A 16,339-nucleotide genomic window follows, 5' to 3' on the forward strand; every position below is an offset into this window, starting at 1 on the left:
TAACAGAATAATTGATAAAAATTTAAGATTGCAATTTTCTTTTAAAAACGAAATGAAGCGCTCCAGCGAATAATTTCATCCTCCAACCTTATGAAAATCTTTCACCTTTCCCCCTTGGTCCTAGTGAGCGTGGGTACACTTTCAGCCGCTCCCACCTATGAAGCTCAGCTTCTCAACGGCACCGCTCATAGTGATTCGTATTTCTACGAGAACTTCAACGACTTCGACGACGACCCTGCAAATAACGGTGACGAGCCTCCGGCCTATGTCGATTCTGCTGAATTTACAACCATCCTATGTATGGGCTCATTGAGCGGCAAGGCGGTAGGACCTCCTTTTGGCCCCAGCTCCGTCTACGAGGCCTATAATGCGGACAATCAACCCCGAGTGAATCCCGAAGATCCCTTTTTGCCCGTCCTCGGCCTGAATAGCGGTGATTCCTACTCCTTCCGCTATGACTTCTCTGAGCCTCTTCGTGGCGGCAGCGTCCGCATCTCTGATGCTTTGAACGCTCGCTTCGATTACAAGCTGACCCTGATCAGCACCGATGGAGCGGAATGGGAAAGCCAAAGCTTCACCAACTCCGGAAGCGGTGGCCAACAATACTTGGGACTGGGGACCAATGAACTGACCTTGGACAGCACCACCACGCAAACTTCAGGAGCAGGTGATTTCGGAGGATCCGCCGTGATCGCTGATACCGGCTCCTACACCGGGTTCATCCTGGAAATGATCTATAACGAGGATGCTTCTTCCAACGGCGAAATCCTCTCAGACAAAAACGTTGTCGTCTGTCTGGAAAATTTCTCCTTCGGTCCCGTCCCCGAGCCCTCTTCCTTGGGTCTGGTCGCGCTAGGCGGACTGCTCGCCCTGCGCCGCAAGCGGAACTAAGCGACTTCGCGCTCACTCTCTCCAGCCTGCTTTCCTCGGGAAGCGGGCTTTTTTTATCGAACCCCGCCCTTTCACGGTCGGCGACATTGACCTGCGGTCGGCAAACTCCCATGCTGTCAGCGATGGAACATGCTTCGGAATCGGAAATCGCCAGCGCCAGCCGCCATGTGCGCTCGTTGGCGGCGGGCCTCAACGAGGTCATCTATGGCCAGGAAGAGCTCGTCGACCTGGTCGTCATCGGCCTTCTCGCCCGCGGCCACATCCTGCTGGAAGGCCTGCCGGGTTTGGGAAAAACCGAGCTGGTGAAGACTCTTTCCAAGCTCCTTTCCCTGGACACCAAGCGCGTCCAGTTCACCCCCGATTTGCTGCCTGGCGACATCACCGGAAATCCGGTTCTGCAGGAAACGGAGGGTCGGCGCGAGTTCGTCTTCCAGCCCGGCCCCCTTTTCACCAATCTCTGTCTCGCGGATGAGATCAACCGCGCCTCGCCCAAGACCCAATCCGCCTTACTGGAAGCGATGCAGGAGCGCCGGGTGACCGTGCTGGGAACGACCCACGACTTGCCCCGGCCCTTTTTTGTTCTCGCCACCCAGAACCCCATTGAGCTGGAGGGCACCTACCCCCTGCCCGAGGCCCAGCTCGACCGCTTTTTGTTCAAGCTCGAGGTCACCCGCAACTCGGTGGACACCCTGCAGCGCATCATCACCACCCGCGATCTGGGGCAGGAGCCTGAGGTGCGGCCTCTGCTGAAGGCGGAAGAACTGGAGGAGGTGCTCGCTCTCGTGCGGCGCATCTATCTCCCCGACGTCGTCGCCAACTACATCGCCCGCCTGGTGGACGCCACCCACCCGGGGCAGTCCACCGCCGCCAGCGCCATTAAATACGGTGCTTCTCCGCGCGCCGCCCTCTCTCTGGCCTCGGCCGCCCGCGCCCGCGCCCTCCTGCAAGAGCGCACCCACACCTCCTTCGAGGACGTGCGCTTCGTGGCCCCCGCCGTGCTGCGCCACCGCATTTTACTGGAATACAATGCCCGCGTGGAAGGACTGACCAACAACGATTTGGTCGCCAGGATCCTCGCCGAAGTGCCCACCCAGAGCGAGCCCCTGCCCAAGACCTTGCAAAGCCAGTAATCCGCCACCATGCCCCGCTTCCTTCTCTTTCTCCTCGCTCAACTGATCGTTCTCGCCAGCGCGACGGCCCAGTATCAGCTCTACAGCTCGCCAGCGGATCCCAAGCACGGCAGCAAGATGACAGTGACCGCGATGAGCAGCATCCTGCCCACTTCCGGCTACCTCCCGGTGCGGGTGGAGATACGCAATGGCGACCCCCAGAATGACCGCAACTGGTCCTTCCATTTCACTTCCAAAGACCATTCCTGGGATGCCGGCAATCACCTCAGCTCCACCTTCTCCGCCTCTTGCCCCGCCGGGAAACAGCGCAGTGTGGAATTCCTCGTGCCCATGGTCACCGTCTTGCAGGAGGAAGGCCGTCTCTCGCTGGAACTCCGCATCACGGGCGCTCCACCCATCGCGGCCAACCATCTTTCCATGGAAAATGATCACAGCGCGGACTGGCCGGCCATCCTGATGAGCCAGGCCTTGCACACCCCGAATTCCGGCGCTCTCAATGCCACGGTGGCCAGCCGCTTCTCCTACGGTGGACCCCAATTTGCGGGGAGTTTTCTCCCGCGCGACCTGAGCAGTGACTGGCGGGCCTACGAGGGCTTCGACCTCCTCATGCTCACTGACCTGGATTGGAAGGAACTGAGCCCGGGTGCTCAGACCGCGATCAAAACGTGGAACCGCTTGGGCGGAAAAATCCTTTTCTACACCACCGATGCCAGCGTGAGCCTCGCTTCCCTTGGCTTTGAACCCACAACGCAAGACGGCCTCACATCCGAGCGCTCCTGGGGGGAGAGCCGCCTCATCAGCCTGCCAGCCGCCACCGGTTATTCCCTTGATGCCAGCGAGACCGAAAGACTGGCCGCCGGGCTCCCCAACCCAAGCAACACCTTCGTCAGCCTGCGCCAGTTTCCCCGGGGCTGGCCCCTACAGCAGACCTTCGGCCAACGCTCCTTCAATCCCCTCCTCTTCATTCTCATCCTCATCGCCTTCGCCATCGTCGTGGGGCCCATCAACCTCTTCGTCTTTGCCAAGTCCGGACAACGCCAGCGTCTCTTTTTCACCACTCCCCTCATTTCCCTCAGTGCTTCCCTGCTCCTGCTCATTATCATCATTTTCCAAGATGGTTTCGGGGGCAAAGGCCATCGCCTGGCCGTCGTCGAGCTGCGTCCAGAGGAAAACATGGCCTACCTGCACCAGCAGCAAATCTCCCGCACCGGCGTCTTGCTGAATACTTCCTTTGAGGTGCCCGACTCCGCCATCGTAAAGCCTCTTGCCCTAGAGGAATCGCGCTGGACCCGGGTTACCGACTACAATTTTGGCGGAGAAAGCCGCTACCGCATGGATCACGAGGACCAAAGCACCCTCCGCCTCAGTGGCGACTGGTTCAAGTCGCGCTCCGAATACGGCCATCAAGTGAAGGCCGTGCAACCGACCCGGGGCCGCTTGGAACTTCTCACTACAGAAGGCCGCCCGCAGGTGACCTCCACCTTCAGCTTTTCGCTCAAAAAAATCTACTACCACGGCGAGAACGGCGTCTATTGGCAGAGCCCGGGATCACTCGCCAGCGGTCGCTCCATCGCCCTCGAGCCCTGCCCGGAAGAGGATTTCCGCCGCTGGCTCTTGCAACAAAAGAAAAAATTCACCTCCCACACCCGCAATCGTTGGGAAATCCTGAGCGGACAAGAACGACGTGGCCACTTCTACGCCCTCGCGGATGAAGGCCCCTTTGTCGACACCTTGCCCTCTCTCAATTGGGAGGAATCCACCGCCCTGCTGACCGGCCCCATGGTCAAGCCCTAGCCCGCCTTAGCGCAGGAGCCGCAGGGGCGGGAACTTTTTCCGCAAAGCGGTGAGGTTCATGGCGAGCAGAATGAATCCGGCCCAGACGAGTCCGGCAGTGAGCAAGGAGCCCGGCACCCCGAGGGCATGGCGGAGGGTGGAGCTCAATCCAAAGCCGAAAATGCCCGAGTAAACCACAATGTGATGGAGGAAGAAAATGGTCAGGGTTTCCTGCCCACAGCGAGTGACCCACTGCACGGGCCGACTCTCCAGCTTTTCCTTTTTCGTCAACCAAAGACTGAGTAAACCAATCAATCCGGTCAGCACAAGCACCTCCCCCGTGCGCCAGTGACGACCATAGACGGCAGCTTCGGGAGAGAGCGAAAAGAGCCCCTCCATGATGAGCTTGGCTCCCTCGTGCAAGGGGCCACTGAGAGCCATCGTGAGCGCCCCCGCCGCGATGAGCACTCCGAAGGCCCGGGGCGAGCGATACCACTTGCTAACCCAGGCCCAGGCCCCCAGTCCCGCCCCGGTGAAGGCGTAGCCGAGATAAGGCAACAAGGGAAAGGCGGCGTATTGACGCGAGAAAAAGGTGCCCAGCACCCGTCCCCCTCCGCTCTCGGGCGCCCAGGTCTCGGCCCAAGGGCCAAAGAGGAGAATGAGCTGCCCCAAGAGCAGGACAGCGAGTGCAAAAATTTTTCCCCGGGGACGACAGAGAAGCCAGAGGAGAATGAGCAAGATGATGGCGATCCCGATGGAATGAAAGACGTAAGATTTCCCCAAAATAGCGAGGACACGGCTCCACTCTCCGGCAAAAAGGTCTTTGACAAAATCCGGCGATATCCGCAGCACCCATCCCAGCACCATGAGCTGGAGCCCCCGTTTGAGCCCCTTGCCAATCCGGTCGCCCCCCTGCTCGGCCGATCGCAGCAGGAGATAGGCGAAGATAAGTCCCGCCGCGGTGAAGAAAGTCGGCGCGGTGAGGCCCTTGAGATACCACCAGACAAAGTGCGCGGGATAGCGATTGTTCTGCAGTTCTTCCCGCAAGACCACCCCGATGGTGTGCCCTTGCAGCATCATCAAGATGGCGTATCCACGCAGCAAATCGATGAAGACGATGCGCTCCTTGCGGCCTTCGCTCATGATCGCCGCGCTAGAGTTCCTCCGGCTTTTGCAGGAGTTCGACCACCCGCTGCAGCAGGACCCCCGCGCCCCCACCATCGACCACGCGGTGATCGAAGGTCAGGGTCAGCTCGGCCTGCAGCTCGGGCTCGAAGATTCCCTTCTCCGCATTCCAGACCGGACGCATTTCGCCGGAGCCCATGCCGAGAATAAGGGTCTCGCTGGGCAGTGGCACGGGCGTGGCCCAGCGCAATCCGAAGGTGCCGAAATTGGTCACCGTCGCGATCCCGCCGCCCACCGCTTCCTCGGGCACTTTTTTGTCACGGCTTTGCGTGACGAGATTCTCGTAATCAGCGGAGAGGTCGGCGATGTCGCGCTCATCGACCCGGCGCAGAACCGGCACCACCACGCCATCCTCGACCTGCACCGCGACCCCGATGTCGTAGGCCTTGGGATGGACCACCTTTTGCCCCACGAGGAAACCGGCGGTCGCCGGATGTTCCTTGAGCGCGAGGCCAAAGGCCCGGAGCAGGAAAAGAGTGAGGCCCGGCTTGGGGTCGAGAGTCTTGCGGTAGGCGAGAAGCTTTTCCAGAGGGGCTCCGGTGCCCACCGTAGCCAGCGGCCGGGTCCAGCTACGGCGCATGGCGTCGGCCACCGCGAGACGCATGGGCGAGGCTTTGCTGCCGGGCCAACCGTCGATGTAGGCCAGAAAGCTCTCCAAGTCCTCCACCGTCACCCGTCCCCCCGCGCCACTCCCGGCAATGGCGGAGACATCGGCACCCTGAAGCCCGAGCTCGTTCATGCGCGCCCGCATGCGGGGCGAAATGTAATGGGCTCCGGCAGGGCCTCCGGCGGGAACTTGCAGCCCCTGCACACTAGGCTCCACGGTGACCTTGGGCGGGGTATAGCTCTCGTCCTCTTCGCCAGGACGATAATCGTGAGGACGGCTTTCCTCCGCTTCGGCAGGTTGAGCGGGGGCATCCCCTTCGCCCGCCTTTTCGTCCCCATGGACACTAACTCCGGTGCGCGCGACTTCTTCCTCGCTCACTTCGAGCAGCCCCAAAATGCTCCCGACAGCATAGGTTTCCCCTTCTTCCGCAAAGAGCTCCTTCACCGTGCCACCACACAAGGTCGTCACGCCCATGGTGGCCTTGTTGGTCTCCACTTCAATGATTTCGGCATCGGCTTGGACTTGACTACCGACCGCGACATCGAGGCGAATGACGGTGGCCTCGGCAATGGACTCGCCGAGTTGAGGCATGGTTACGGCTACGAGAGGCATAGTGATGAATGACTAGAAATTGAGGAGCTTGCGCAGGGAATCGCTGATCGTTTCGGGAGTGGGACGATGGGCCCGCCAGAGATCGGGGTGATAGGGAATGGGGGTGTCTTTGGCATTGAGCCGCAGCGGCGGGGCATCGAGGAGATGGAAGCCCTCAGCCACCACCCGGGAGACGACCTCCGCCGTCACCCCTCCCCAGGGGAAGGCTTCTCCCAGCGCCAGGAGGCGTCCGGTGCGGGCCACACTGGCCATGATGGTATCGGTATCGATGGGCTTCACACAGCGCAGATCGACCACTTCGATTTCCCAGCCATCCTCGGCGAGACGCTCCGCCGCTTTCACCGCCTCGTGCACCATGGCGGAATAGGTGACCACCGTGGCGTGCTTGCCCGGCCGGGTGATCCGGGCCTGCGTCAAGGGCAAGCCATCGGATTGGTAATCGTCCGCTTTCAACCAGCGGTAGAGCAGCTTGTGCTCGCAGAAAACCACTGGATCCGAGCAAGCCACCGCCCCCTTGAGCATGTGGTAGGCATCCCCCACGGTAGCGGGAGCAATGACCATCAAGCCAGGATAGTGAGCGTAGAGGCCCTCCATCATCTGGCTGTGAAACGGTCCCGAGCCCGGCGTCCCCCCCGAGGGCAGGCGCAAGGTCAGCGGAATCGCGGTGCCCGTGCGCCAGAAGTAAGTGGCGGCATGATTGACCACCTGATTGAAGGCGATGGAGGAAAAGTCCGCAAACTGCATTTCCACAATGGGTCGCATGCCTTCGAGCGCCGCCCCAATGGCCGCCCCCACCATGGCATCCTCGCTGATGGGGGTGTCGAGCACGCGACCGGGAAATTCTTCCACCAACCCCTTGGTGGCCTTGAAGGCTCCCCCGAAGGGCCCCACGTCCTGGCCGTAAATGAACACGCGCTCGTCTTCCGCCAGCAAATCCCGCTGGGCGTCGCGAATGGCATCGATGTAAGTGACTTCTCCCATCCTCTTTTTCCTTAAAAAATTCCTTCCGGCGCCAAGTCCTTCAGCGCCCGCCAATCCTCCTGACGCGCATCCGGGGTGGATTCCCGTTGGGTCTGCGCCACCGCAGCGGTGACCTCCTCGCGGGCCTCCTCCTCCCAGGCCGCCCACTCGGATTCGCTCGCTCCGCCCTTTTGCAAAAGCTCTTCCCTCGCCACTGCCAGACAATCGCGTCCCAGTTCGCCCGCCTTCAGCGCGGCGTCCACATAGGCCCCGTCGTCATGTTCGCCATGTCCACCCAGCCGCAGCAAATCCGCCACCACCAGTTGGGGGCCTTCCCCGCCCCGGGCCGCCGCCACCGCACCCCCGACCTGTGCCAGGCAATCCAGCAAGCTATTCCCCCGCGCGCGCCAACCCCGCACGCCGTAGCCTGCGGCGCGGTCGAAAAGATCACCGACAAATTGCCGGTGATTGGGAGTGGAGTAGGCATATTGATTATTGGCCACGATCACCACGAGGGGAAGCTGCTCCACCGCCGCCAGATTGAGTCCTTCGTGAAAAGCTCCCGTGGAAGTGCCGCCATCACCAATGCAGGTCGCCCCCACCACTCCGGCCAGTTCGCCCTTCAGCCGCCGGGCCAGCAACATCCCGGTCACCACCGAGACCGCCGCCCCCAAGTGACTGATCATGGCTGGCATCCCCTTCTCCGGGCGACCGCGGTGAATATTGCCATCGCGACCGCGCATCGGCCCTTCCACCGAGCCGAGATAGGTGCGGGTCACATCCAGAAGCTCTTCTCCAAAACCCGTCCTTCCGGCCTGGTCGCGAATCAAAGGGGCAAAGACATCGCGCCCGGGCTGCAGCTGCGTGCCCAGCACCCCGCTGAGGGCTTCCTGCCCCCTCCCGAGGTAAACTCCGCCCACGATTTGACCCGCCTTGTAAAGACTGCGCAATTTGTCTTCCAGAATCCGGGCCGTGATCATCGCCCGCGCCGCACGACGCGCCGACTCCCGAAGCTCTTCCGTCAATTCCCCCCCAACCATTGCCGGACAGCTTGAACGGACAACGAGAATCCCGCAACGCCTTTCCTTGCCTTTCCGCGACGATCTTTTGCCTCCCGTAACAATGGCGAGAAAGTAGTCCGGCCAGCTCCTCGCCACCCGCCCCCAGGGGAAAGCCGCTCCTCCCCCACCCTTGCCAAATTCTCCCGCTCCCGGCAATCTCGCGTCATGTTGCGCCTCTTTTCGCCGCCCCATCTCCAGGAAGCTGCCTCGCTTCTGGCGCAAGCGAACTCCGCTCTTTCCGGCCTCGTTTTTGCCACCAGCGGCACCACGGGCGCGCCCAAGTGGATTCTCCACGCCGAGGAGGGATTGGATTGGTGCGCCCGCACCGTCAATGCCCACTTCGCCTGCAGCTCCCGCGACGTTTGGGGACTCGCCCTCCCCGAGTTTCACGTCGGCGGTTATTGCCTCACCCACCGCGCCCGTCTCGCGGGAGGGCGCCTAGCCCGCTTCCCACACAAGTGGCAGCCCGAGGCGTTCCTGCACTTTCTCCAGCAGGAAAAAGTCACCGTCACCTCCCTCGTGCCCACCCAGGTCCACGACCTCGCGCAAGCCTCTCTGACCGCCCCCCCGGAGCTCCGCCTCGCCCTCATCGGCGGCGAAGCCCTCGAGCCCGCCCTCGCCCAGCAGGCCCGCGAGCTCGGTTGGCCCCTCATCGCCAGCTACGGCATGACCGAGACCGCCGGCCTCATCGCGGCCGGCACTCGCGACGACGACACCCTCCGCCCCTTGCCCGGCTGGCAGCTCGCCAGCGATGCCGACAAACGTCTCACCATCACAGGACCGGGCCTCTTCACCGGCTACCTGACCGAGAACGGGCTCCAACCTCGGGAAGACCCCTTTCCCACCCAGGATAGGGTCGACCTTTCCCCCGAAAAAATCACCCTCCTTGGTCGCAGCGACGACCAGCTCAAGATTCTCGGCGAACTGGTCGACCTCGCCCGTCTGCGCCGGGAGTTCGCCGCCCTCGCCAGCCCTCTGCCTGCGACCGTCATCGCCTTGCCCCATCCCCGCCGGGGTCACCAACTCCTGCCCGTCTTGGAAGCCCCCGCCGTGCCCGACGGGCTCGCCACCGCCTTCCAGACCTGGAATGCCGGCCTCCCCGGCTTCTCCCGTTGTCAGCCCCCCATCGCCTGCACTCCCTGGCCCCGCACGCCCGTGGGAAAGACTGACCGTCAGTCCCTCATCCGCTTGCTGACAGATCAGAGCGGGAATTGTGATGCAGACCGGCCCGGAAACAGCTAGGGATAGGAGTCTTGAAAATTCGTGGACAGCGGTCTCTCGTGGCACCCTCCTTCCTGGAGAGTTTGGCCCGACCGCCCCACCCCGGGCCTCGTCCCTTCCACCCCAACCCCATACTCCATCATGGCCACCACTAATGGATCCCAGATCCCGATTTTTGAGGAAGAAGAAGCGCCCCGCCAGCTTCCCTCCAAAAACCTCCCACCCCGGCTGACCAAGAAAAAAGCCCGCGAATTCGGCCTTATCGCTCCCGCCACTTTGGGAAAAAACTTCGTCCTCGACACCAACGTCCTCCTCCACGACCCGGGCTGCCTCGACCGCTTTGCCGACAATCACATCTGCCTCCCCGCCGACGTACTTTCCGAGCTGGATCGCTTCAAAAATGAGCAAAGCGAACGCGGAGCCAATGCCCGCCAGGTCCATCGCACCCTCACCCAGCTCTTTTCCAACGGCCAAGCCCCCACCACCGGCGTCACCACCGCCGGAGGCGGCTCAGTGCGGCTCGTGGTCTTCGACCCCAATCTCTGTGGCAAGACCACCGCCCGCATGCAGCAGTTCTTCCGCGTCTTTCCCGACCGCAGCCGTGTCGATCACCGCATCCTCGGGGCCGCGCTCCTCGTCGAGGAATACAACAGCCCGCCTGTCATCGTGGTCACCAAAGACCTCAACATGCAATTGAAGGCCAAGGCCGTCGGCATCGAATGCGAGGACTACCTCAATGACAAAGTCGACCCCAAGGAAGTCTCCCACTACGACCTCCCCCGCATCGAGGTTAGCCCCAGCGACCTGCAAGGCTTCGCCAGCACCGGAGTGCTTTATGTCGAGGGAGCCGCCGACGATCTCGCCATCAACGAATACGTTCTCCTCAAAGCCGGACCCAAGCAAACCATGCCCGCCCGCCTCAATAAAGAGGGCGAATTCGTCCGTCTCGCCATCCCCGAGGCCCTCCGCATCCCCGAGGGCACCAGCCTCAAGCCCCTCAATTTGGGCCAAAAATGCTTCATCGACGCCCTTCTCAATCCCGACATCTCCTTGGTCACCTGCTACGGCCAGGCGGGGACCGGCAAGACCCTCGTGGCCATCGCGGCCGCCCTCAGCGAGGTCTTTGCCCGCCACTACAACGGACTGACCGTCAGTCGACCCGTCGTCGCCATGGGCGAAGGCATCGGCTTCCTCCCCGGCACCCTGGACGAAAAAATGCGCCCCTGGTTGCAGCCCGTCTACGATGCCCTCGACCTCCTCATGGTTCCGCCCGCTGCCAAGGGCCCGCGCCGCAAGCAGCAAAAAGGCGCTGACACCGCCGAGGCGGGAAAAAAGCCCTACGACAAGCTCATCGAGCAAGGCATCATCGAAGTGGAAGCCCTCTGCTACATCCGCGGCCGCTCCATCCCCAACCGCTTCTTCGTCCTCGACGAGGCCCAGCAGCTCACCCCGCAAGAGGCCAAGACCATCGTCACCCGCATGTCGCGCGGCTCCAAGCTCGTCCTCGTGGGCGATCCCGCCCAGATCGACAACCCTTACGTCGACAGCCGCTCCAACGGCCTCGTCTACACCCGCAAGCGCCTGAAGGGCCAACCCTTCGTCGCCCACGTCTCCCTCAGCCGGGGCGAACGCAGCCCCCTCGCCGAAGCCGGAGCCCAAATGATGTAGGTCCCGGCCCTCGCTTTGGGAAAAGAGATAAGTCAATCCCACGAATTGACTTTCTTTGAACACCCGTTAGCTTGGGCCTCCCTCAATGCGTATCGCTTCCGTCATCGCCAGCCTCCTCGTCACCTTTGCGCTGACGAGTTGTAGCCTATTCAACCGTCCCGCTCCCGCCCCCGAGCTGGATCCCGGCCTCGTGCGCGAAATTCAAGCCCTCGGCAATCGCAACTGGATCGTCATCGCCGACGAATCCTTCCCCCTCCACACCCGCCGCGGCGTGCGCACCTTGCTCGTGAACAAAGAAATCCCCGAAGTTCTCGGCGGAGTCCTCGACGTCCTCGACAACCAGCAACACGTCACCCCCGTTTTCTACCGCAGTCAGGAGCTCACCTTCGTGGAAAACGACAACGCCCCCGGCATCGACGCCTACCGCGTGGCCCTCAATGGAGCCCTGCGCGGCCATGCCATGCGCGACTTCCCCTACCGCTACCTTTCCGCCATCCTCGAGGACGACTCCAAGACCTTCGCCGTCCTCGTCATCAAGACCCAGACCGCCCTGCCCTACTCCTCCATCTTCATCGAGCTCGACAGTGGCTACTGGGACCAGCGCGCCGAACAAGGCCTGCGCCAAAAGATGGAAGGCTCCGGCTCATGAAAGTAGACGAAGAAGCCCTCACCAAAGAAAGGGAAGAAGCCTGGATCGGCGACGCCGTCCTCGCCCTCTACGTGCGCGAGTGGATTCTCGCTCAAGGCCAGGGGCTGGATGGAGAAGCCTTCATTCGGTTCTCCAGCAATGACTTTCTCCGCTTCCGGGGCAATCCCACCTCCGTCGAAGCCGAAATCGGCCGCGTCTACAGCGAGCACGGCCTCCAAGCCGGCTTCGACTGGATTAGCGAACACCTCCTCCCCCGCTTCCTCGAACGCGAAAAGCAACTCGCCGCCATCGACAAAAAAGGGCGGAAGAAGAAACGGGGTTGAGGGGAGAGATTGCCTTCACCCTCGAAAGGAGCATTCTCCTTAGACAACCAGCCCCTCCCTCAGTCGCTTTATTCACCAAACGGGAGGGATGAGAATGACAGAAGACAGGAAAACGCTCCTGATTCGCGCCTCAGTACCATTAAACTGAGAAAAAATGCCCGTAAGGAACTCTAAGAAAAAAATATTTGGGCATTGTGATTGCTGTGATTCGAAAACTGCCAAGATCACTGGGAGCGTATTTCTAGAAGACAAGGGTGAAACGCTCTATCTGGCAAGATGGACCGTAGGTCAGCGGAAGCATGGCATTGCTTTCCTGATTTTGGTGCCCTCACAAAACGTATTTATCAGCATAGTCTACTCGTTCGAAGAAAACTCCTTCATGGTCGTTGGACCAAACGACCAGGATTGGCAGCCAATGAATGCTCCTATGCGAATTCTCAACAGGGAGGAAGTCATCGGGACCAGACTTGCAGAGTGGGCATTCTCTTTTATCGACGAAATTTGGACAAACGACCGGCACTTAATCAAGTTCTACCATAAAATGACGATTAAATGAGACCCCTTGCTATCGAAGCTCTGGAGCGGGTTGAAGCCCGCGCTCCGTGTGAAAAAAACCCACGCGGCCGAAGACGCTTTCCTGAAATTCTTCTTTGCCCCGCGCCGTTTGCTGCTTGAATCTTCCGAAGCTATGAAATGGTTCTCTCAACTCACTCTCTTGACCTGTGCACTCGCCCTGCCCGCTGCGGCGGCGGAGAAATTGCAAGCCCTCATCGTGGATGGCCAGAACAACCACGCGGTGTGGCCCAAGTCGACCATCATGATGAAGCAATACCTGGAGGAGAGTGGTCTCTTCGAGGTCGAAGTGGCACGCACCCACTTTCTCTGGAAGCATGAGCGGGAGGAAAAATGGCTGAAATTTGCGGAAACCGGCGATTGGGTCGGCTTGGACAAACCCAAGGCGGACCCGGACTTCGCTCCCGACTTCAGCAAATACGACCTGGTGGTGAGCAACTTCGGCTGGAACGCGGCCGCTTGGCCCGAGGAAACGAAGCGCTCCTTTGAAGAGTATATGAAAAACGGCGGCGGGCTGAGCATCGTGCACGCCGCGAACAACAGTTGGCCGGAGTGGCCGGAGTTCAACAAGATGATCGGCCTCGGTGGCTGGGGCGGACGCAGTGAAAAGGACGGCCCCTACGTCTACTATGACGAAGAGGGCAATGTGGTGCGCGACGAGAGCCCCGGCAAGTGCGGGGCCCACGGTCCGCAAAACGAATTTGTGGTGACCATGCGGGTGAAGGATCACCCCATCACCCAGGGCTTGCCCGACTTTTGGCTGCACACCAAGGATGAATGCTACTCGCATCTGCGGGGCCCGGCGGAAAACATGACCATCCTGGCTACAGCAGCGGATACCAAGGCGCTGCAGGATGCGGGGCGCCATGAGCCCATGCTGATGACCATTGACTACGGCAAGGGACGGGTCTTTCACACCACCCTCGGCCACGATACCGAGGCTTTTGAGGGAGTAGGCTTCATTGTCACCTTCCTGCGCGGCTCGGAATGGGCGGCCACCGGTGAGGTGACCCAAGAGATTCCGGCGGACTTCCCCGCCAAGGACGATGCCACCCACCGCGAGTTCGAGCACCACGCCCACGATTGATGAACCGCGAGGCGATGCAGTGCTTGCTGGCGGAGGTGGCAGCCGGCGAGCGCACGGTGGAAACCGCCTTGGAAGACCTCGTGCGACTCCCCTACGAGGAGCTGGCGCACTCGACCTTGGATTTGCAACGCGAACTGCGGCAGGGCTCGCCGGAAATTATCTTGGGCGAAAACAAAACCGCCGGGCAGATTGGGGACAATCTCGCGCGGCTGGCCGGAGTCCATGGCAAAGCACTGGCCACCCGGGTGACCCAAGCCAAGGCGGAAGAACTGCTGGCAAATTGGCCGGGACCGGAGAGCCCGGTTTACCATGAGGCGGCCCGCTGTCTCACCCTCGGACTGCCCCCGCGAAGGGAGCCGGAGGAGGACGAGCCCTATCTGGTGGTGGTGACGGCGGGGACCTCGGACTTGCCGGTGGCGGCGGAGGCAGCGGTGACGCTACAGTTCCTCGGTCACCGCTTTTGTGAAATCCAGGATGTGGGAGTGGCGGGATTGCATCGCCTCTTGCCCCACCTACCTACCCTGCGGGGAGCGAGCGGAGTGCTGGCCATTGCCGGCATGGAGGGAGCTCTTCCCAGCGTTCTCGGTGGCTTGCTCGCGTGCCCGGTAGTGGCGGTGCCCACCTCGACAGGCTATGGCATCGCCCGCCACGGCGAGACTGCCCTGCATGCGATGCTGACCTCTTGCGCGGCAGGCATCGCGGTGATGAATATCGACAATGGCTTCGGCGCGGCCCTTTTCGGGCACGCCCTGATGAGAGAGATTGGAAAGGCAAAGTCTCTCTCCTGAGCATTTCCCTTTTCTTTCCGTCCCAAGAAGGCAGGTTGCGGCGGTGTATCAATCACTCGAAGCGGAATGGCATGACCTCTTCTGGGAGGCGGAGGGGCCGGCGGCAGAACTGCCTCTGATGGAGTTTTTTCTCAAAAAACATCCGGGTAAAGCGCTGGAAATCGGTTGCGGCTCGGGGCGATTGCTCCTCCCCCTGCTAGCCAAGGGCTACGAACTGGAGGGACTGGACAACGCGCCGGAGATGATTGATCGCTGCGAAAAGGCAGCCCGGGCGGCAGGGCTTTCCCCCACCCTCCACTGCGCCGATCTCTTCACCCTGCCTCTGGATTCGGGCTACCAGGCCCTGGCCCTCCCGGCCTTTACCTTGCAACTGTTGCCCGACCCCATTGCTGCGATGTTGCGGATGCAAGAACTGCTCACCGAGGGCGGCGGGCTCTATTTTTCCGTCTTTTACCCCTGGCTGGAGCTGGAGGGCGAACTACCGGAGGGGGAATTCTACCCTGATCACAGCCTGCCGCTTCCGGATGGCAAGGAGGCCGCCATTGTGACGAGACATGAACTGGACCGCGCGGCACAAATCCTGACCCGCACCCATCGCTATGAACTGCGGGCGGGTGCCGGGGTGGAGCGCAGCTATGAATCGCGCCAAGTGATCCGCTATGCCACGGAAGAAGATTGGGAAAACCTCCTCCATGCGGCGGGCTTCGCGGTGGAAGAACGTTGGGAGGATTTTTCCCAAGAAGAGAACGCCGGAGAAGAAAGCGCCGGGGTAACGACTTACCTCGCGCGCAAAGCCACCTGAGTGACGGACACGAAAAAGGCGGCCCGCAGGCCGCCTGAGAAAAACCTTTAGTCCAAGAGCTTACTTCGCTTCCACCTTCATCACGCCTTTCATCAGAGCAGCGTGACCGGGGAAGGAGCAGATGTAAGGATACTCGCCGGGTGCGGGAGCAGTGAAAGTGACGGACGCCTCTTCACCAGGGCCAAGCATTTTGGTGCTGGCCACCACCTTCGCGAGAAGGGCCTCATCCTTGGGCAGACCAGTGGTGTCCTTGTTCACCATGCTGGCGGCCGCGAAGGACATGGGCTCGGTGCCCGGCTGCAGAATCACGATGTTGTGCCCCATGGCAATTTTCGGAAGTTTGCCCACGTTCTTGAAGGTCAGAGCGACTGTTTCGCCCTCTTTCACAGTGAACTCGGCAGTATCGAACTTCATGGTGTCGTCGCCTGCGATAGTCACCTGCTGATCAGCGGCCTTGACCTCCGCCGCAGCGGCTTCCTTGGCTTCTTCAGCGACCACCACACTCATTTGGGCCGCCAAAGCGACTCCAGTTGCAATCATCAGTGTTTTCATGTTTGAGAAAGATGCCCATTCTACGAGCGAAATCAAAAGATTATTCAAAGGAATGCCCTTTCCTCAGCGGTTGCGCATGAAATCGGCCACCCCAGCGAAGAAGGTCATCATCGCAGCGGCCGTGTCGGGAGCAACATTCTCTTCTTCAAGGGCACCTGCCATCAGCTCCAGCCAGCGGTCACGCTCGCTCTCCCCGATGCGGAAAGGCATGTGGCGCATGCGGAGACGCGGGTGCCCCCGCTCTTGCAGGTAGGTGGGATCTTGTCCGAAGCGAAAGCGCAGGAAGAGGGCGAGTCGACGCTCCGAGCCCTCCCAATCATGGTCAGGATACATGGGCCCGATGAGGCGATCGGCGCGGATCCTGCGGTAAAAAGCCGCGGTGAGACGATCGAAACCCTCCGCCCCCAGTTCCTGCCAAATTTTTTCTTCGTCCATCATTTCAAATCGACGGAATGAG

17 protein-coding genes are annotated in these 16,339 nt (G+C 61.1%); 11 read left to right on the top strand and 6 right to left on the bottom strand.

What is annotated here, in order from left to right:
• Positions 1-90 precede the first annotated feature (90 nt).
• The 3 genes from JIN78_RS08605 (at position 91) to JIN78_RS08615 (ending at position 3,815) form a co-directional block, all read left to right on the top strand.
• Entirely contained in the window at positions 91-891 is an 801-nt protein-coding gene (locus JIN78_RS08605) for a PEP-CTERM sorting domain-containing protein (RefSeq protein ID WP_200391552.1), read from the top strand.
• A gap of 122 nt (positions 892-1,013) precedes the next feature.
• Positions 1,014-2,021 carry an AAA family ATPase gene (locus tag JIN78_RS08610; protein WP_200391553.1) on the top strand — a complete coding sequence of 336 codons (1,008 nt, stop codon included), beginning with the start codon at positions 1,014-1,016 and terminating at the stop codon, positions 2,019-2,021.
• Positions 2,022-2,030: 9 nt separating this feature from the next.
• On the top strand, positions 2,031-3,815 hold the full coding sequence (locus tag JIN78_RS08615) for a hypothetical protein (protein ID WP_200391554.1): 1,785 nt from the start codon (positions 2,031-2,033) through the stop codon (positions 3,813-3,815).
• A 6-nt stretch (positions 3,816-3,821) separates the two neighbouring features.
• Here JIN78_RS08615 and JIN78_RS08620 read toward each other — a convergent pair whose 3' ends face one another.
• Genes JIN78_RS08620 through JIN78_RS08635 form a run of 4 tightly spaced genes read right to left on the bottom strand, consistent with a single transcriptional unit; the run spans position 3,822 to position 8,198 of the window.
• Complete coding sequence (locus JIN78_RS08620; protein ID WP_200391555.1) at positions 3,822-4,937, bottom strand: heparan-alpha-glucosaminide N-acetyltransferase domain-containing protein; 1,116 nt, start codon at positions 4,935-4,937, stop codon at positions 3,822-3,824.
• A 10-nt stretch (positions 4,938-4,947) separates the two neighbouring features.
• Positions 4,948-6,198: a dihydrolipoamide acetyltransferase family protein gene (locus JIN78_RS08625; protein ID WP_200391556.1), complete on the bottom strand. Its 1,251-nt coding sequence runs from the start codon at positions 6,196-6,198 to the stop codon at positions 4,948-4,950.
• 12 nt (positions 6,199-6,210) lie between these two features.
• Entirely contained in the window at positions 6,211-7,179 is a 969-nt protein-coding gene (locus tag JIN78_RS08630; protein WP_200391557.1) for an alpha-ketoacid dehydrogenase subunit beta, read from the bottom strand.
• A gap of 11 nt (positions 7,180-7,190) precedes the next feature.
• A complete protein-coding gene (locus tag JIN78_RS08635) occupies positions 7,191-8,198 on the bottom strand; it encodes a thiamine pyrophosphate-dependent enzyme (protein WP_234037886.1) in 1,008 nt (335 codons plus the stop codon).
• A 186-nt stretch (positions 8,199-8,384) separates the two neighbouring features.
• On the opposite strand from JIN78_RS08635, the gene JIN78_RS08640 reads away from it, so the two are divergent.
• The 8 genes from JIN78_RS08640 to JIN78_RS08675 all read left to right on the top strand — a co-directional run bounded on the left by JIN78_RS08640 (position 8,385) and on the right by JIN78_RS08675 (position 15,330).
• On the top strand, positions 8,385-9,461 hold the full coding sequence (locus JIN78_RS08640; RefSeq protein ID WP_200391558.1) for an AMP-binding protein: 1,077 nt from the start codon (positions 8,385-8,387) through the stop codon (positions 9,459-9,461).
• 120 nt (positions 9,462-9,581) lie between these two features.
• Positions 9,582-11,108, top strand: coding sequence for a PhoH family protein (locus JIN78_RS08645; RefSeq protein ID WP_200391559.1), 1,527 nt, complete (start codon positions 9,582-9,584; stop codon positions 11,106-11,108).
• Between the two features lie 85 nt (positions 11,109-11,193).
• Positions 11,194-11,757 (top strand): RbsD/FucU domain-containing protein, encoded by a 564-nt coding sequence (locus JIN78_RS08650; RefSeq protein ID WP_200391560.1) that lies wholly within the window; start codon positions 11,194-11,196, stop codon positions 11,755-11,757.
• Positions 11,754-12,080, top strand: a complete 327-nt coding sequence (locus JIN78_RS08655) for a Mini-ribonuclease 3 (RefSeq protein ID WP_200391561.1) — start codon at positions 11,754-11,756, stop codon at positions 12,078-12,080. The genes JIN78_RS08650 and JIN78_RS08655 overlap by 4 nt, the downstream gene beginning before the upstream one ends.
• A gap of 154 nt (positions 12,081-12,234) precedes the next feature.
• Positions 12,235-12,636 carry a hypothetical protein gene (locus JIN78_RS08660; protein WP_200391562.1) on the top strand — a complete coding sequence of 134 codons (402 nt, stop codon included), beginning with the start codon at positions 12,235-12,237 and terminating at the stop codon, positions 12,634-12,636.
• 132 nt (positions 12,637-12,768) lie between these two features.
• A complete protein-coding gene (locus JIN78_RS08665; protein ID WP_200391563.1) occupies positions 12,769-13,740 on the top strand; it encodes a ThuA domain-containing protein in 972 nt (323 codons plus the stop codon).
• Positions 13,740-14,528, top strand: coding sequence for a nickel pincer cofactor biosynthesis protein LarB (gene larB / locus JIN78_RS08670; RefSeq protein WP_200391564.1), 789 nt, complete (start codon positions 13,740-13,742; stop codon positions 14,526-14,528). Before JIN78_RS08665 ends, larB begins: the two co-directional genes overlap by 1 nt.
• Positions 14,529-14,571: 43 nt before the next feature.
• Positions 14,572-15,330, top strand: a complete 759-nt coding sequence (locus JIN78_RS08675) for a class I SAM-dependent methyltransferase (RefSeq protein WP_200391565.1) — start codon at positions 14,572-14,574, stop codon at positions 15,328-15,330.
• Between the two features lie 60 nt (positions 15,331-15,390).
• On the opposite strand, the gene JIN78_RS08680 is transcribed toward JIN78_RS08675, so the two are convergent.
• Together JIN78_RS08680 and JIN78_RS08685 are read right to left on the bottom strand one after the other, a co-directional pair.
• Positions 15,391-15,870 carry a plastocyanin/azurin family copper-binding protein gene (locus JIN78_RS08680; RefSeq protein WP_200391566.1) on the bottom strand — a complete coding sequence of 160 codons (480 nt, stop codon included), beginning with the start codon at positions 15,868-15,870 and terminating at the stop codon, positions 15,391-15,393.
• A 75-nt stretch (positions 15,871-15,945) separates the two neighbouring features.
• A complete protein-coding gene (locus JIN78_RS08685) occupies positions 15,946-16,317 on the bottom strand; it encodes a globin domain-containing protein (protein ID WP_234037887.1) in 372 nt (123 codons plus the stop codon).
• Positions 16,318-16,339: the final 22 nt, after the last annotated feature.

Source organism: Roseibacillus ishigakijimensis, from assembly GCF_016595415.1.
Classification (GTDB): domain Bacteria; phylum Verrucomicrobiota; class Verrucomicrobiia; order Verrucomicrobiales; family Akkermansiaceae; genus Roseibacillus; species Roseibacillus ishigakijimensis.

Bases quoted from the DNA above. Each gene is read 5' to 3' on its own strand.
- JIN78_RS08655 (WP_200391561.1), top strand. From the start codon at position 11,754: ATGAAAGTAGACGAAGAAGCCCTCACCAAAGAAAGGGAAGAAGCCTGG.
- JIN78_RS08635 (WP_234037886.1), bottom strand. From the start codon at position 8,198: ATGGTTGGGGGGGAATTGACGGAAGAGCTTCGGGAGTCGGCGCGTCGT.
- JIN78_RS08620 (WP_200391555.1), bottom strand. From the start codon at position 4,937: ATGAGCGAAGGCCGCAAGGAGCGCATCGTCTTCATCGATTTGCTGCGT.
- JIN78_RS08680 (WP_200391566.1), bottom strand. From the start codon at position 15,870: ATGATTGCAACTGGAGTCGCTTTGGCGGCCCAAATGAGTGTGGTGGTC.
- JIN78_RS08630 (WP_200391557.1), bottom strand. From the start codon at position 7,179: ATGGGAGAAGTCACTTACATCGATGCCATTCGCGACGCCCAGCGGGAT.
- JIN78_RS08625 (WP_200391556.1), bottom strand. From the start codon at position 6,198: ATGCCTCTCGTAGCCGTAACCATGCCTCAACTCGGCGAGTCCATTGCC.
- larB (WP_200391564.1), top strand. From the start codon at position 13,740: ATGAACCGCGAGGCGATGCAGTGCTTGCTGGCGGAGGTGGCAGCCGGC.
- JIN78_RS08660 (WP_200391562.1), top strand. From the start codon at position 12,235: ATGCCCGTAAGGAACTCTAAGAAAAAAATATTTGGGCATTGTGATTGC.
- JIN78_RS08605 (WP_200391552.1), top strand. From the start codon at position 91: ATGAAAATCTTTCACCTTTCCCCCTTGGTCCTAGTGAGCGTGGGTACA.
- JIN78_RS08615 (WP_200391554.1), top strand. From the start codon at position 2,031: ATGCCCCGCTTCCTTCTCTTTCTCCTCGCTCAACTGATCGTTCTCGCC.
- JIN78_RS08645 (WP_200391559.1), top strand. From the start codon at position 9,582: ATGGCCACCACTAATGGATCCCAGATCCCGATTTTTGAGGAAGAAGAA.
- JIN78_RS08650 (WP_200391560.1), top strand. From the start codon at position 11,194: ATGCGTATCGCTTCCGTCATCGCCAGCCTCCTCGTCACCTTTGCGCTG.
- JIN78_RS08610 (WP_200391553.1), top strand. From the start codon at position 1,014: ATGGAACATGCTTCGGAATCGGAAATCGCCAGCGCCAGCCGCCATGTG.
- JIN78_RS08665 (WP_200391563.1), top strand. From the start codon at position 12,769: ATGAAATGGTTCTCTCAACTCACTCTCTTGACCTGTGCACTCGCCCTG.
- JIN78_RS08685 (WP_234037887.1), bottom strand. From the start codon at position 16,317: ATGGACGAAGAAAAAATTTGGCAGGAACTGGGGGCGGAGGGTTTCGAT.
- JIN78_RS08640 (WP_200391558.1), top strand. From the start codon at position 8,385: ATGTTGCGCCTCTTTTCGCCGCCCCATCTCCAGGAAGCTGCCTCGCTT.